16 protein-coding genes are annotated in these 16,093 nt (G+C 41.4%); 2 read left to right on the plus strand and 14 right to left on the minus strand.

What is annotated here, in order from left to right:
* Positions 1-275 precede the first annotated feature (275 nt).
* Genes NA23_RS10280 through NA23_RS10345 form a run of 14 tightly spaced genes read right to left on the minus strand, consistent with a single transcriptional unit; the run spans position 276 to position 11,460 of the window.
* Positions 276-761: a ferritin-like domain-containing protein gene (locus NA23_RS10280; protein ID WP_084384099.1), complete on the minus strand. Its 486-nt coding sequence runs from the start codon at positions 759-761 to the stop codon at positions 276-278.
* A 14-nt stretch (positions 762-775) separates the two neighbouring features.
* Positions 776-2,650, minus strand: coding sequence for an FAD-dependent oxidoreductase (locus NA23_RS10285; RefSeq protein WP_033191618.1), 1,875 nt, complete (start codon positions 2,648-2,650; stop codon positions 776-778).
* Between the two features lie 15 nt (positions 2,651-2,665).
* Positions 2,666-3,769 (minus strand): NADH-quinone oxidoreductase subunit D, encoded by a 1,104-nt coding sequence (locus NA23_RS10290; RefSeq protein WP_033191617.1) that lies wholly within the window; start codon positions 3,767-3,769, stop codon positions 2,666-2,668.
* Positions 3,762-4,325 carry an NADH-quinone oxidoreductase subunit C gene (locus tag NA23_RS10295; protein WP_033191616.1) on the minus strand — a complete coding sequence of 188 codons (564 nt, stop codon included), beginning with the start codon at positions 4,323-4,325 and terminating at the stop codon, positions 3,762-3,764. The genes NA23_RS10290 and NA23_RS10295 overlap by 8 nt, the downstream gene beginning before the upstream one ends.
* Positions 4,306-4,842 carry a NuoB/complex I 20 kDa subunit family protein gene (locus NA23_RS10300; RefSeq protein ID WP_033192568.1) on the minus strand — a complete coding sequence of 179 codons (537 nt, stop codon included), beginning with the start codon at positions 4,840-4,842 and terminating at the stop codon, positions 4,306-4,308. The genes NA23_RS10295 and NA23_RS10300 overlap by 20 nt, the downstream gene beginning before the upstream one ends.
* 38 nt (positions 4,843-4,880) lie before the next feature.
* On the minus strand, positions 4,881-5,780 hold the full coding sequence (locus NA23_RS10305; protein ID WP_033191615.1) for a respiratory chain complex I subunit 1 family protein: 900 nt from the start codon (positions 5,778-5,780) through the stop codon (positions 4,881-4,883).
* Between the two features lie 3 nt (positions 5,781-5,783).
* Positions 5,784-7,598: a proton-conducting transporter transmembrane domain-containing protein gene (locus NA23_RS10310; protein WP_033191614.1), complete on the minus strand. Its 1,815-nt coding sequence runs from the start codon at positions 7,596-7,598 to the stop codon at positions 5,784-5,786.
* Positions 7,599-7,600: 2 nt separating this feature from the next.
* On the minus strand, positions 7,601-8,980 hold the full coding sequence (locus NA23_RS10315) for a complex I subunit 5 family protein (RefSeq protein ID WP_033191613.1): 1,380 nt from the start codon (positions 8,978-8,980) through the stop codon (positions 7,601-7,603).
* Complete coding sequence (locus NA23_RS10320; RefSeq protein WP_033191612.1) at positions 8,977-9,321, minus strand: sodium:proton antiporter; 345 nt, start codon at positions 9,319-9,321, stop codon at positions 8,977-8,979. Before NA23_RS10320 ends, NA23_RS10315 begins: the two co-directional genes overlap by 4 nt.
* Positions 9,318-10,046: a hydrogen gas-evolving membrane-bound hydrogenase subunit E gene (gene mbhE / locus NA23_RS10325; RefSeq protein WP_033191611.1), complete on the minus strand. Its 729-nt coding sequence runs from the start codon at positions 10,044-10,046 to the stop codon at positions 9,318-9,320. The genes NA23_RS10320 and mbhE overlap by 4 nt, the downstream gene beginning before the upstream one ends.
* Entirely contained in the window at positions 10,043-10,324 is a 282-nt protein-coding gene (locus tag NA23_RS10330) for a hydrogenase subunit MbhD domain-containing protein (protein ID WP_052107133.1), read from the minus strand. The genes mbhE and NA23_RS10330 overlap by 4 nt, the downstream gene beginning before the upstream one ends.
* Positions 10,317-10,679 carry a monovalent cation/H(+) antiporter subunit G gene (gene mnhG / locus NA23_RS10335; RefSeq protein ID WP_033191610.1) on the minus strand — a complete coding sequence of 121 codons (363 nt, stop codon included), beginning with the start codon at positions 10,677-10,679 and terminating at the stop codon, positions 10,317-10,319. The genes NA23_RS10330 and mnhG overlap by 8 nt, the downstream gene beginning before the upstream one ends.
* A complete protein-coding gene (locus NA23_RS10340; RefSeq protein ID WP_052107132.1) occupies positions 10,676-10,984 on the minus strand; it encodes a cation:proton antiporter in 309 nt (102 codons plus the stop codon). Before NA23_RS10340 ends, mnhG begins: the two co-directional genes overlap by 4 nt.
* Positions 10,981-11,460, minus strand: a complete 480-nt coding sequence (locus NA23_RS10345) for a Na+/H+ antiporter subunit E (RefSeq protein ID WP_052107131.1) — start codon at positions 11,458-11,460, stop codon at positions 10,981-10,983. Before NA23_RS10345 ends, NA23_RS10340 begins: the two co-directional genes overlap by 4 nt.
* Positions 11,461-11,957: 497 nt before the next feature.
* Here NA23_RS10345 and NA23_RS10350 point away from each other — a divergent pair, with 497 nt between their 5' ends.
* Together NA23_RS10350 and NA23_RS10355 are read left to right on the plus strand one after the other, a co-directional pair.
* The gene (locus NA23_RS10350; protein WP_033191609.1) at positions 11,958-13,649 is read left to right on the plus strand and encodes a dynamin family protein; all 1,692 of its coding nucleotides are present in this window, start codon (positions 11,958-11,960) and stop codon (positions 13,647-13,649) included.
* Positions 13,650-13,651: 2 nt separating this feature from the next.
* Positions 13,652-15,982, plus strand: coding sequence for a dynamin family protein (locus tag NA23_RS10355; RefSeq protein ID WP_033191608.1), 2,331 nt, complete (start codon positions 13,652-13,654; stop codon positions 15,980-15,982).
* Positions 15,983-16,093: the final 111 nt, after the last annotated feature.

Consider the following 16,093-nt stretch of genomic DNA (forward strand, 5'->3'; position numbering starts at 1 on the left):
TGATAAAGACAATTTGCTGAGTGTTGCAAATTGTTGCAGGAAATATTCTGCGGTATTTTGTTACATTATATAATAAAACATTCAAAATTTTAAATGTTGATAATTAATTATGTAGGTTTGTTTTTTTGAAATTATTAGTGAATATTTGCATTTTCTTGCGATTTGGTAATTTTATCAATCATAATATTGCGAATGATGTAAACAAAGAAGCGAGGCCTTTCTGCCTCGCTTCGTGTTTAGTGCTTTTAACTTTTAAGTTTTCGTGTGGATTATTTTTAAAATGGATAAAACCCCAACTCCAGGTTGTTCCTTTCGATTATCGCCTTTATTTCTTCTTCTATTATCTTTTTGTGTCCTTCTTCCCAATCTCTTAGTACCAATAGTAATTTCTTCACTCTTTCATCTATCTCTTTCTGAGCCGCTTTTTCGTAAAATTCCATAAAGTCTTTTTCGATTAAGTAAGCCATCCTCAAAACGGAAAGGTCAGCTATATCGTCTTCCTGAGAGGTTTCGGAAATTTTTTGCCCTTCGTATCTGGATTTGTAATACGTAGTACTTTGCTGCGGTAGCGATTCAATTTCCGAGCCTTCTTCAAGAGATTTTCTTAATCTTCTGATGAATTCAGTGTGTTCTTTTTCCATCTGGGCTAAGTAGTCGAATATGTCAGCTACCGACTTGTTCTTCACTTCGTCCCTTTTGGTTCTGTAGAACTTGAATCCTTCTATTTCAAACTGTTCCGCTAACTTAAGTACGTCGTACATGCTCTCCCTCCTTATCATTTCTGCTCTCTCAAGTATTGGTCAATACCTCTTGCTGCCCAGTAACCATCTGCGACACCATGTATTATGTCCGGCCCATTGACGATATCTCCACCAGCAAAAAGCCAAGGAATCTGTGTTTGCCTGAGATTGTTTGTAAGTATCCTTGGTCCGACGAACTGGAGCTTCGATTTCCATTCCTCTGGGAGATAAGAGTAATCGGGTGCTTGACCGATGGCTTCGATTATCATATCACCGTCGTAGTACTGAACGGTTGATTCGTCGAACTTAGGATTGAACCTTCTGTTTTCATCGAAGACCTCGGTACATTTTACACATTCGATTCCTTTTATGTTGTCTCTATCATCGAAAATCACTCTTCTAGGACCCCAGCCCGGACATATCTTTACACCTTCTTCAATGGCCTCTTCGATTTCTTCCATGTCAGCGGGCATTTCGTCGTGTGTTCTTTCAAGACATGTGACCGTGACATTTACCTCACCGTATTTCATCTTTTGAAGCCTTGCCATACTCCTTGCGATATCCATTGCGACGTTTCCGCCACCGATAACTACGACTCGTTTGGGTATCTTCGGTTCCGGAGCTTCGCCGCGCAGGTAATCTCTTATAGCCCTCAACAGTGGCAATGCTTGGACAACATCTGGATGGTCAGAACCTGGGATTTTTGTAGACCTACCGAGTGTCAAACCAGTTGCCAAGAATATCGCATCGTACTTATTTTTCAACTCTTCGAATGTAATATCTTTCCCAACAGCGACACCGGTGAAGATCCTTACACCGAGTGATTCGATGAATGCGATATCCTTATCAAGTGCTTCGTCTGGCAGCCTGTACCTCGGGATACCGTACCTCATGACACCACCAGGGCGGTTGAGTGCTTCGTAAATATCTACCTCGTATCCCATCGTTGCCAAGAAGTAAGCAGCGGACAATCCTGCAGGACCACTACCAACGATAGCAACTTTCTTGGGTTGTTTTGTCACATCGAATGTCACAATTTCATGCCATTTTTCAGCTGGAACGCTATCCGTTATGTACCTCTTCAACCATCTGATAGCGATTGCTTCTCCCCTGTGACTAATCGCACAGACTTCCTCACAGCGATGTGTACAGACTCTTCCACAAACACTTGAGAGTGGATTTGCACCGAAGTTGTTTTGATCTTCGACACCTTTGAGAAGCCACTTGAGAGCGTCCTGTAAGTCATCTTTCCAAATTGCCTTTATATACTGTGGTATCTGCATGTGCTCTGGACACCTGTCAACACAGATAGCACACTCAACACACCTTGCCGCTTCAGATATAGCCTGCTCTTTACTGTAAGCTTTGACAAATTCAACAAAAGAATCCACACGTTCTTCAGCTGGGAGTGTTTCAGGCATAACTCTATCAAGGTCGAGTAAGTCGCTATCTTCATCCCTCGTCCAACCGATCTTGATTTCTTCTGGGGTCTTGTTAAGTATGCCTTTCTCAGTTGGCGCGAAGTAGAAGTCTTCAGGATTTGGAGAAATGAATATGTATTCCCTTGTCATTTTCAAAGAGCCTGTTGTACAGATGTCGACACACATAGCACAAAAACTACATCGGCCGTAATCTATCGTAGGTCTTTGTGGTTTCATGCCGTATTCTTGCTTCATATCAGGCACTTCTACCATCGTTATCGCATCAGTTGGACATATCTTTGCACAAGTTCCACAGCCGATACACTTTTCCCAATCGTTCACATGGAAACCTCTGTACCTTGGAGCAGCTTCCCTGGTTTCTTTTGGAACGCGTATAGTTACCGGCTTTTCAAAAAGATTTTTCCAAGCTATGAGCGGGGCGAAAAAACTCTTCTTTGGCGTTTCTGTTCTATTTTCTTTTATTTCCATCATCGGCACCTCCCATTACCTATCGATTTCCGGGGCACACACGCCCATTGTATCGAGCCAGATAGGTACATCATCTATCCTCGTTCCAGGTAGTAGGTGTTCCACACCGTAGAGTCCTTGTGGATAGGAAGCGCCTCTGACCGCTACTCTGTATGGTGTTTCCTCGCCGTTTGAGACGACGAGGTATCCGTACTCTCCACGTGTAGATTCAACGCGTGCGTACGCCATTCCCTTTGGAACCCTAATTCTCAAGCCGTTACCATCGGAAATTTTTGTATTCACAGGACCAGCTGGCATCTTTTCCAACGCCTGCCTGATTATCCTGATGCTCTGTCTTATCTCCTTTGGTTTCAGGCTCATCCTTGCAAGTGCGTCGCCTTCTGTAGCTGTTGGAATTTCGAATTCTACCTTATCGTAGAACAGATACGGGTCAACTTTTCTAATATCGTATGGCACACCTGTTGCCCTTAATCCGATGCCTGTCACACCTAGTTTTAAACAAGTTTCTGTGTCAATCTTTGCGATACCTTTCAACCTCGTATGGAGTATTCTGTTCTTAAGGATGAATGTTTCGTACTCTGGCATTCTTTGTTCTAAGTAATCCATTAACTTCAAAATCTTTTCTTCAAGCTTAGGTGGAAAGTCCTTTCTAACACCACCAGGGATGATGTACATATGGTAAATCCTTGCCCCCGTTAACTCCTCGAAAATGTCAAGAACCCTGTCTCTGTCAGAAACACTCCAGAACATACTTGTGTACATTCCGGTAGGTCCTCCGATACCACCAAATGACCAAAGGTGGTTCGCAATGCGGGCAAGTTCGAGCACAATCATCCTTATCCACTGCGCCCTTTCTGGGACTTCGACTTTTGCTATCTTTTCAATTGCCATTGCATAACAAGCTTCGTTTATATCCGGCTCAGGCACACAAATACGTGGTATCAGCGCAAGGTTCTGATACCAAAGTCTTCTTTCCATGAGCTTTTCGAATCCACGGTGCAAAAAGCCCGGTAGTGGTCTTGCCTTGACGACAATGTCGCCTTCCACGTACATGTGGACGCTGAAATTACCGTGCATTCCAGGGTGATTCGGACCAAAGAACAGCTTCACTTCACCCATTTATATCACCCCTTGTGTCTTCTAAATCTGCTCTTATTATCTTTGCTTCATGGATCGCATCCTTTTCGTATTTCCTGTCTGGGAAGTGTTCTTTTGAGAACTTCAATGGGTCAAAATCTTTTCTGAGTGGTGGTAAATCGTTCCAGAGCTCGAGGAAGAGTGGCAATCTGCATCTCTCGTTTCCTTCGAATTCCACACCGAAGAATTCGTGGACATCACGCTCGTAGTACTCCGCAGTTGGCCACATATCTTTGACGGTGTAGAAGACAGGTTTATCTCTGTCAATAAATGTAGAGACAAGGAACGTGACACCATTTGACCAGTTGAAGAGTATGTAAACAAGTTCGAATCTCTTCTCTTCGATCCAGTCGATACAAGTCAAAATGGAGAGATGCGAATAGCCTGATTCTTTCAGGAAAGCGAGCAACGGTATTGTCTTATCGTTTTCTGCAATGAGTTTATGCTGTCTTTCTGCAATATCTTCGACCCTGACATAGAAGAGCTTCTTAGCTTTTTCAAGTATTTCGGCAACGTTATTATTCATGGAATTCGTCATGGACAATCACCTCTCCGAGACTCCTCAACTGATTCTGCTTGTACCATTCGTAATTTTCCTTGTACCTCTTCCAGCCGTTCGCTTCGCCTTTCCTTATCATCTCCATCAGCGTATTAAAAGCGTTGAGTATCGCCTCCGGTCTTGGCATACAACCTGCAATGTAAAGGTCGACAGGTAAGTAATAGTCAAGTCTGTTGATTGTGGAATAAGAGTCGAAATATATGCCACCGTTTATCGTACATGAGCCGAATCCAATGACGTACTTTGGATCGGCCATCTTTTCGTATGTGTAAATGACCCTTCTGAGAGTTTTGGCACTCAGGTATCCAGTTATCAAGAGTATGTCGGCTTGTCTTGGAGTTGCCATCGGTCCCATCCCAAGACGCTCCATATCGAACCGAGAAGTCATCGATGGTGGCAATTCGACAGCACCGCAACCGGTACAGTAATGGAGCATCCACATTGATCTACTTCTCAATTGGTCTGCTATCTTTTCCCATACACTTCTTTCATCTATCTTAGCCATCCATTTCACCTCCGCATTATCCATTCAGCTTAAAATACCCAGCCGTTTACAACAAAGAAAGCCTGCAAAAATGCAAGAAGTATTGGAACTGTCCAATAAAACGCCACTGCTTGCTCGATTCTGAATCTTGGTAGTACAGCCGAGACCATAACTGCAAAAGTCCAAACGATGAAGTATTTGAGCAAAAACACAAAGAACGTTCCGCCGCCAAGGAAGAAGTCAACGAAAAGACTTATTTCAATGAATTCCATAAAAGTGTTCATCAACATCAGCAAGCCCATGTATTTTGCCGAGAGTTCAACCATGGGACCAGATGCGATTTCCGCTGGTGCTATTGGTGCTTCAAACGGTTCTTTACCAAGCATGCCCTGGAGGGAAATAAGCGCAACTAAGGCACCTATTGGAAACTTTACGATGTTCCATTCCCCTGCTTGTGCCTGTGCTTCGATAATTGATGAGATATTTCCCGTTTTGTAGTAGAAAAGCAGTGTAGTGATAACGATGAGATATGGAACTTCATAACCGAGCATAAGTGTGAGGGCCCTTGCAACACCGATGGATGCCCACGGGTTTCCTGTGCCTACCATACCCATTGCCATACCTAATGCTCCAACTGTGAACAGATACGCTATTACAAAGAAATTATCAAGCCCTGGGAACGCTACTAAATTTCCGAGTGGAACGAACGAAAGTGTCGCAATAACACCGCCAAGGGCCATAAGCACGCCAAAATCGAATATCCAGCCGTGCGTCCAACCATGCTTAGTTAAGGTTTTGAAGACATCTATAAAATTCTGATACCAAGGTGGACCGTACCTTTTCTGGATACGCGCGGTTATCTTTCTACCTATACCTTCGAATGTCAAACCAAAAAAGAACGCGGTAAATAATACGCCTGCTACTCTTCCAGCTGTCGCTAATCCTGTCATCGCTTACCACCTCACCCACATGATTAACGCAAGTACCACAGCGACCCAGAACAGATACGCAGAAGCTGTCCTTCGAGCCAGATAATCGACAAACTTCCCAAACGCTTTAAGTGCGTTAACAATCGAAAGGTACCAATCCTCGAAAGATGGGTGACCTTCGTATTCTCTTTCTAAGAACGCGTAGAACTTTGATGCGTAATGGTACAGGTCGTAATTGTGTAAGAATTCTCCTGAGGTGTATTGGTCTTCCAGCGGTATTTTCTTTCCTTTGGGCATAAGGGCGTAGATGATAGCAGCGATGATGAATCCAACTGCAAACATCACAAAGACCATCCATGTATCCCAGTAGCCCATACTGGTTTTCAAGAGCGTACCTTCGAATTCAAATGGTGTCATTCCGAATTCTTTCTGCACATCTGTGATCCAAACGAGCACCTGCTGTGGGAAGACGCCCCAGAGTACTGTAAGTGCAACGAGGATTATCATTGGAATCTGCATGATTATGGGTGCTTCTTTGACATCTTTGTGTTTGCTCTTCAACTGACCAAGGAATACACCTGCAAGTGGTCTGAAGACGTAAAGGAATGAACCGATGCTACCAACAAAAACGAACATCTCAGTGACGAACATACCTTTTGATACAAGCGATTGGAAGATCATCCACTTCGAGATAAAGCCGCTTGTCGGTGGAATTCCTGCCAATGAGATGATACCTACAAGGTAGGTTACAAACGTTACTGGCATTCTGTGGATTAACCCACCCATTTCATCGATTTTCGTGGTTCCAGTTCTGTAAACTACTGCGGCAAACGAGAGGAATATCATCGTTGCTGCAAGTGCGTGGTTGATTATGTGGAACAACCCACCTGCATAACCAACTTGGTGGAGCGTTGCCAGACCGATGAGTATGTAACCACTGTTTGCTACTGTTGAATATGCAATCAGCATCTTCATATCGTTCTGCTTAATTGCCATTAATGTTCCAACGAGGATCGAGATGTTACCGAGCCAGATGAGAATATACGAAAGTATGTTCACTCCGTTATAGAACTCTGCAAACATATTTGCGATTGGAAAGACGCTCAGAATAAGTGCGATTAAGTAAGATCCCATCTTCACAAGCTGACCGGAAAGAACGGCACTGAATGTGTCTGGTGCGTTACCGTGGACGTTCCTAAGCCACACGTGTAGCGGGAAAACACCGCTCTTGGCTATGCCAGCTGCAAGCAGTAGCAAGACAACTGCCCATTTGAATCCGGAAGATGCGCTTTGAATATACTGCCCAATTTCGAATATATCGAATGTGTTGTATCTTTCATACAGCATGAAGACCCCGTAGAGGAAAAGATAAGTACCGATCGAGCTTATGACTATATACCAGATCGTAGCCTTCTTTGCTTCTTCTTTTCCCATCGGCACTATGAAAAGTGACGCAAGCACTGCGATTTCCCAGAAGATGTAAAGAACTATCAAGTTTGCTGAGAAAAATACACCCAATGTGCCAAGCAACGTTAATATCGAAAGTACGTTGAATGCTGATGGTCGCTTTGCTTTTGTAATCCATGCAATGTTGAAAAATCCGTAGCATGCAAAGACTAACAGAGTGATTATCGAAAGATATTTGGACAAAGCGGTAAATCTCAGCACGTTTTCAAAACCGAATAACGATTCTGATATCCCTGTGGGCATACCCCAAAGCATGTACAATCCGTAGACGGACAAAGCAAACAATACAATAGGACCGAGATGTTTGTTTATCTTTGAGAGAAGGTATCCTACAAGTGCGCCTATGGCAAGGTATATTATCAAACTCTGCATTATCACATACCCCCTTTCAACAACGTATCGAAGTACGTTCTGAAATCAAAGACGTAACTTGCTGCTTTGTCTGTGTAAGACATTACTAAATCAGGCATAAAGCCTATCACAACTAAAGAAAGTGCAAAGAGTAGGATAACAACTTGTGCACCGAATGGGAGGTAGAGTTCTTCTTCCTCCTCGTTCTCTTCTTTTGGATACCAAAGGTCAACATTCCATTTGATTAAGTACCCTGCTTCTATAACTGTAGCAGCAAGCAGTACCGCTGGAAGTATGAAGTCTCCCGCTTTGAAAAGCGCTGTGAGTAGGGTGATCTTTGCCCAGAACCCTGCTGTCAGTGGGAAACCGATGAGTGATATCGTTGCAAGCGAGAAGGCTATTCCAGCTGCAGAGTTGCTTTTAAAGCCTTTCTGGTTGAGATAACCGTAGATTGTGAATAGTATGAACATGGAAATTGCCTCATTGAAAAGGTATAAATATGCGGCCGAGACAATTGCTTCGCTACCGAGGGAACCTGAAGAGAGCGCTGCCATGACCGTGCTTGCTCCTGCAATGGATGCGTATGCGAGCGCTCTTCCCAAAGTTTTTTGCTTCATTGCGGCAAGCTGTGATACTACAATCGATATCAAAGAAAGTATGTAGACCGGCATTGGTTTAACAGGTTCCAAAACGTTGAAAAAGATTCTTGAGAAAAGGTAGAAGATAGCGACTGTTACTGTGCTACCAAGAGCTAGGGGTGTAACCGTCGAACCATTTGAATACACATCCGGCGCCCAAAGACCGAGTGGAAGTATCTTGAGCTCAACAAGAAGAGCGATGAGAATCATAACGCCTGCGATTTGAACGTACTCCGGTGTGGCTATGAAACCAGCGTATCCCATGTTGAGAGTTCCAGCATAGACATACATCGAAACAACGCCTATAAGGTATAAAACACCTGCGACTGAGCCGAAAATGAGGTATTTGAAAGCTGCGTAAGAATTCCTATTCTGCGCTGCCAACACGTAAGCAACTGCAGCAATGATTTCAAGGAATACAAAGGAATTGAAGAAATCACCTGTTAAGAGTAGTCCGTTCAGTGCAGCTGTGAGCACGAGCAAGAGCACACCAATTTTGTCTTCGTACGTTGCTGAAATCGAAAGTGCGAGCAAAACCAAATTGACTAACAAAAGGAACGGATAGTTCACATTATCAAGCAGCAAAACAATACCGTAAGCTGCAGGCCATTTTCCAATTTCTACGACCTGGACTGGATGGACAAAGCCTATCAAAAGTGCAAGGTTGAAAAGAACAACAAGTGGCAGAATGTATTTACTCAGTTTCGGAAATGCTATTGTTGCAAATGCGAACGCAAGAGGAGCGGCAACAAGCAATGCGATCATTCTATCACTTCCTTTGCTGCGCGAATTTCTTCGGCATCGACTGAGGAGTATTCTTCATGGATGTGCACCAAAAGCATGGAAGCAACTGCCAATGTCCCGACACCTATAACGATTGCTGTAAGAACAAGGGCTTGTGGAAGTGGGTCGACGAAATTAGCAAGTGGTGTAACTGCAGAATAAATAGGTGCTTCTCCACCTTGCAGATAACCGAGAGATACTATGAAGATATTTACCGCGGTGTCTATTATCGTTAACGAAACGAGCTGTTTGAACAGATTCTTCTGGGAGACTATGCCGTACAGTCCAATTCCTATCAAAATAAAGACGATGTAGTATATCATGCCTTATCCCCCTCCCTCATTTCAGATACAAGGCTTGACAACTCGGCTCCAACTTTGAAGCCGATGAGTGTATACACGATAGGTACTACGCCTGCACTGAATAAATTTCCAACAACGCCAGTTGGGAGGAAGTTTGCAAGAAAGACACCTACAATAGCCATGCCGATGAGTCCAACCAACACGTATCCAGAACCAGCGATCTGTTCTGTGTGCTTTGCAATTTCGGTCACTTTAAATTCGTTCTTCGCAAGCATCAACAACAAAACACCGAGTGCGATGATCGTTCCGCCGGGAAAACCTCCACCGGGAGTGAGGTGACCATGGATAAACACATAAGCTCCAAAGAGTAGTATAAGTGGGAAGACTATACCAGTAGCTGTAGCCAACACCTTATGTTCTTCAAATTCAATTCTTCGCTTTCTGATATTAGCAAGAATCCCAACACCGAGTGCTGCTGCAAACAGAACGGTGACCTCTCCAAGTGTGTCAAACGAACGGTAGTTCACAACGATCGATGTTACGACGTTTGCACTGCCGTCTTCCAAGTCTTTAGATTTCTTGAATTCTACAGGCTGGTATTCCTTCGTTGTTGACTTACTTATATAGTCGAAGGAAACTCTTCTGTACATATCGATATTCCCAAACATTGGGAGCGTCGGGTAATAAGAAGCAATTAAAAAGTACAGAAAAACAGCACTGATGAGAACTGCCCAGATCCTTCTCATTTCTTCTCACCTGCCTTCATCCTAAAGAGCGCAAAAATCATCACTGCGCTCGCAAGACCAGAGCCAACGGCTGCTTCGGTGATAGCCACATCTGGAGCTTTCAGGACGATGAAAAGCAGAACGGAGAGCAAACTAACTGCAGAGAGAGCAAGTATAGAATCGAAAACTTTCTTCGCTTCAACGGCGAATAGTGAGTAGATTATCATAAGACCTCCGATGAGGTAGAAAATCCAATCGAGAAGCTCAAGATTTTGGAAAAATTCGATAATATTACTCATGATTCTCACCACCGTTTTCTTGCGTTGTGTAAACTGAAGCAATTTCGTCAACAACCGTTTCCTTACAAGCTGGCACTTTATTTTTGTATGCAGCCCTAATCATAACAGAAGAGGCAACCGGGTTTGTTAGTGCAATAAAGGCTATTAACAACAACGCTTTTCCGAGGAACGCAGGGTTAAGTATCCCAACACCGAGCGCCACTGAGAACGTTCCAAGTGTCGTTGCCTTTGTCGAAGCCTGAAGTTTTGTGTAAAAATCAGGCATCCTCAAAAGGCCGAGCCCTGCGTAGAAATAGAAAAGTGCACCGAGTGCCGTCAAGGTGTATCCAACTATCTGCTGGATTAATCCTGTCATTTCACATCACCGTCCACGGATTTTGACTCAGCATTGTTAACAGCCTGATTTTCCAAATACCTTGCAAAGACTATGGTCTCGATAAACGAAAGCAACCCGTAGAGTATAGCGATATCCATGTACATGTTGTTTTTAAACATGTACGCCAGCAGCGAGATAAGACCTATAACCATTATGTTCATCATATCGACTGCCATAAGCCTTTCGAAACTGGAAGGTCCCAAAAGAAAGCGCAAAAGAGAAAAGAATATCCCTAAACCGGTGAGACCAAAGACGATGAGGTCGATTAAAAGGCTCCCGCTCATTCGTACACCCCCTTCAATATACGCTCAAATACACCGTAGAAACTCTTCTTAGACTCTTCGTCGGTTCCTTTAACTTCGATCCAGTGGATGTAAAGCTCATCATCTTTGATATCAACTGTAATCGTTCCTGGTGTGAGTGTTACTGAGTTCGCAAGTGTAAGCTTTGCAACGTCACCTTTCAAATCAGTTTTGATACGAACAAAACCGGGCTTCACCTTTACCTTTGGTTCAACCACCCTTGAAGCTACATCAAGGTTCGCCTTCAACATCTCCCAAATAAACACGGGAATGTACACGAAGACAAACTTGAACAGTCCGGGGATGAACTTCGCGCTGAGCTTGATGTTGTAGTACCTCTTGAAAATCACGGAAATAACAGCCGAGACGATGAGACCTACAATAATTTCCTGAGGGTCAATCGTCCAGGTGAGAACCAACCAAGTGAAAAAAGTCACAATAAAAACAGAAAAACTCACAAAAATCCCTCCCACTCAGGATTAAGATATTTTTCACAAAGTCCTTAAAAAAGAAGAAGTAGCAATTTTTAATACTAATTTTGACTTTGCTTGTGAAATGAAAATAGACAACAACACTCTACTTTTCTGGCATATTTTAACAACACACTTAAAAAGTGTCAAATACGAAAATAGGACAAAAAATGTCTGAAATAAGGGAAATATTTGCTGATTACGAGTTTTTGTTGTCGTAGAATGTGCTTTGAAGATTAGTCAAATCCCCAAGCGTATTATACCAAATTTGTTTTTAAAAACAAAATGATCAGAGGGCGAAAATTCCTCAAAGAACGCCGTTTGGTAGTATAGAACAGTATGAATCATAGTTAGTAAGAACATCGAAGGCTTTTGAAAGGGTAGCTATAATATGAATTGGTCAAAAATTTATCTCCTAAATTCACTTTTTACAATATTTTGTGCTAAAATTTTCTTGAAAACCTCGTATCCAAGGGGGGATAGGGATGTTGAGAACGACCAAGATGTACGTCAGTTACCTTGATTCGGTTCTCAGAGAGTTGAACAACAGTGGTACACATGACAAAGGTGCAGCAGCGTTGAAAGAGGAGATGCTTCAAGCGGAGTTAGTTATTCCTGTCGTTGGTTTGTTCAGCGCAGGAAAAAGTACGTTGATAAACAGGTTTCTTGGAAGAAATTACCTACCTGTTGGCATTACTCCTGAAACATCACTCGCTACCGAACTTAGGTACGGAATAGGTGAGCGTATAGAAGGAATTAAAAAGGATGGCAGTGTTGTCACGCATAATATAGAAGAAATACACAAAATAAAAGACAACGCAAGCGAATATAGATACATCAGGGTCTTTTTGAACAACGAGAAATTAAAAGCGATTGAACCGTTGGTAATAGTTGACATGCCTGGTTTTGATTCTCCTTTAGATTTACACAACCAAGCCATACTTAATTATCTTGCAAAAGGTGTCCACTACATCGTTGTCGTAAGCGTTGAAGAAGGGGAGATAACAAAATCATTGCTAAGGAGACTTTATGAAATCAAAATGGTTGGCAAAGATTTCACCATGGTCCTTAACAAAGCTGATTTAAGGTCGGAGTCGGAAGTAACGGAGATAAAGGACAGAATCAAAGATGAGCTAAGAACTGAATTTGACGAGGACAAAGATGTGGTTGTGACTTCAATTCTGGAGCCTCAAGTTTTTGAAAGAGTTTTGAATAGCGTAAATCCTGAAGAACTATTCAAGAGCGTGTTTTTAGAAAGGCTTAAAATCAATTACTTCGAAACAGTGGAATCGTTAAACATGATGATATCAGCCTTAAAGCATAGCGAAGATGAGATTAAGAGTGCGATAGAAAATATGGATGAATCCATAAAGAAAATAGAAGAGAGAAAATCGCAGGTAATATCGGACATAAAAATAAGGTACTCAAACGTAAAAGTTGATGATATCGTTCGAACTATTAAAATGGAGTTGGAAAACTCGGCTGATGAGCTGGTTGATATCATTATCTACAGTGGTGAAAAGGCTTTCATGGCTGAAGTGGCAGATATTATAAGGTTCAATCTTCTAAATCATCTCGGGGACCTACTGGAGGATATCAGTGGGGATATAATACGAGATATTAATTTTGAGCTGAAGAGAATTGAAAGAAAGATCCCCGAAATATATTTAGGCTATACATGGATAGAAAAAGTGAGCGATAGGATCAGGACCACTTTTAAAAGATTTACAAAGGCTATTTCAAATAGAACGGAAAACGCAAGAAAAGTAGCTAAAGGAGCGAGCACTGCCTTTGGTTTGATGGCTATACTGACAAACATAATCCCCTCCATTATCGAAGCAGCAATCTTTTTTCTACCAATGATAATATCCAAAGCTTTTGAAAAGATTCAGAAATCACGGATACGAGACAAACTCGTTGAAGACTTTATTCCTTCCGTTGAAGCTAAGCTAAAAGAGCAAGTCCGGTTGTATCTAAATGAGACTATAGAAGAAATGGTTGATGAGATAAGCTGTGAGTACGAAAAACAATTAGAACAGAAGAAGAGGGATTTGAAAACTGTCGAAAGGGAGAAGAGAGAAAAGATTAACGAGATTGAAAAATTAATAAGTGCTTACGAACAAGCACTCAAGAATATACAAGAACTGGCGAATGAGGTCCTATTCCGGGAGGAATGAAAATGGCGCAAGTTAGTGAGGAAAAACTTACCAGTTTAAGAGAAAGATTACAGCATGTGCTTGACGCTAACCAAGATTTACTCAAGGATTTAGTTATTTCTCTTAAATCTGAGCATCCATTGGACTCTGTTGAAGAACTAAAAAAGCAGTTTGAAGAGTTTCAAAATGAAGACAAGACTATTAACGTCGGTATTGTTGGGCGTGTCAAAGCAGGGAAATCGTCACTCTTAAATTCGTTGTTGTTTGACGGAATAACTGTATTACCAAAAGCTGCAACACCGATGACAGCAGCATTGACAATTATAACATACGGCGAGGAGTACTCTGCTGTTGTGGAGTTTTTTACAAAAGAAGACATTCACGGGCTTAGAGAAAGTTATGAACTTTATGAAAAGAAATTCAACGAGATATACAACAAACGATTGGAAGAACTAAGGTCAGAAAAAAAACGAAAGATAGATGTACTTACTAAACCTTTTGAAAAGGTAAAGGATTTGCACAAAAAAAGCCGGACAGATGAATTGAAAAACGTTGATGAAGAAAGATTCAAAGAACTATCAAGAAATTTTGCCAAAAGAAAAATGCAAGAATATGCCGAACTTCAGGCAGCGTACGAGCAGTACGAAACGATCAAAAATGCGTCGGTGGATATATCGCAATTAGAGAAATTAAAAAAGATAAAAGCATCATCGCTTGAAGAGTTAGGAAGAATGCTTTCAGATTATGTGGGTACGGGCGGTAAGTACATGCCATTTGTTAAAAGTGTTGAGCTGACAGTTCCATTAGAAACTCTCCGCGGCCTGAAAGTGGTGGATACTCCGGGCTTAAATGATCCCGTGATTTCAAGAGAAGAAAAGACTAGACAATTCCTGAAAAATTGTGATGTCGTATTTATTTTAAGTCCTGCCGGCCAATTCTTAAGTCGAGAAGACCAAAAACTCTTAGATAGGGTTACATTTTCCGAAGGAATAAGGAAAGTATACATTTTAGCCAGCCAACTGGATACTCAACTTTTCGGGAGCATTAAATATGAAACTGGTGGAGACCTACAAGCTGGCGTTGAGCTGATTGCAAGACAACTATCAGAGCATGCCGTGAATGCACTAAGCTCACTAAAAGATTCTGTTATTTTAACCCAGGACACATTAGACGAACTAATTGACTCGGCAAAAGAAGGTATTCTTTATTCTTCTTCAATATGTTGGTCAATAATTCAAAGATGGAACGATAGAAATTCTTGGGATGATGGGATGAAAAAAGTATGGGAGAACTTAACTCTACATTATCCGGACTATTTCTCTGATGATGATAAAGACAAGACTATTCGAAATTTAGAGCTACTTGCTAACATACCAAGAATTCGTGAGATGATTGATGTTGTCAGACGTGAAAAAGCGGAAATCATAAGACGTAGAAGAGAAGATTTTGTCAATGTTAAAATCAGGGTAATAAAAGATTTCAATCAACATCTTATCTCAAAGGTTAACGAAGAAATTGAAATTATAAAAAACGCGACTTTGGAAAAGCTAAATGTTTTGACGGACCTTAGCACTTTTTATGAAAATAAGAGAGCGGAGATTCAGTTTGAATACGAAGGCTTTATAGAAAAGCAAATAAGTTCCATGAAAGATGAATTGTTGAATACCCTCGAAAAACAATATCAAGGAACAGGTGAAAAGATCAACGAGAGTGAGGAAAGAAAATATGAATTCGTACAAGTAAAAAAGCGAGGATTTATCTATGCCATAGCGCGCTTTTTTGGCTCGGAAGCTGGTTATGAAAAAAAGAAGGTCGAAAAAACTGTTGTAATGGCTGGAACTGTGTATACAATTCTGAAGGATTTTGCTTCCTCTGTCGAAAGAGAAGTTAAGCAAGCTGCTGAGGAATTGCGAATTAAGCTAAGAGACAAAATGAAAGATTTCTTGGAAAAACAACTTCTGGACATTCATGAAAAAAAGTATTTGGAACAATCATTAATATTTAAATCTATCGAGACTGTTGTCAACACTATTGACTATCCTAAGCTAAGGCATTCTTCGTATGTTGATACCAACATAAAAAAATATGGTATCTTGGAGGACAAAGAAGCTATAGAATACTTAAACGAGGTTAAGGTATTCCTTAGTGATCTAAAGCAAAAAATTTCAGAAGATATAGAGAGCTACTTAGAAAACTTAAGAGAAAAACTTACTACATTAAAAATTGCCGATATGATATTCAGCAACTACAATTCCTATTTAGATGAGTTGAAAAGCTCAATAGAAAACAAAAAGCGACAACTTGAAAGGTACCAAAAAATCCTTAAAGAACTTGAATCTATGAGTCTGTTGTAATATAGCAAATCTTCTTGAAAGACTGTGATGTTCAGTTAACAGTTAATCTAATGAGAAGACAAAGTTTATCATACCTTAGTAAACTCAACTTTTATTCGCGTGAAAGTAGGG

Origin of the sequence: Fervidobacterium islandicum (assembly GCF_000767275.3) — a bacterium.
GTDB lineage: Bacteria > Thermotogota > Thermotogae > Thermotogales > Fervidobacteriaceae > Fervidobacterium > Fervidobacterium islandicum.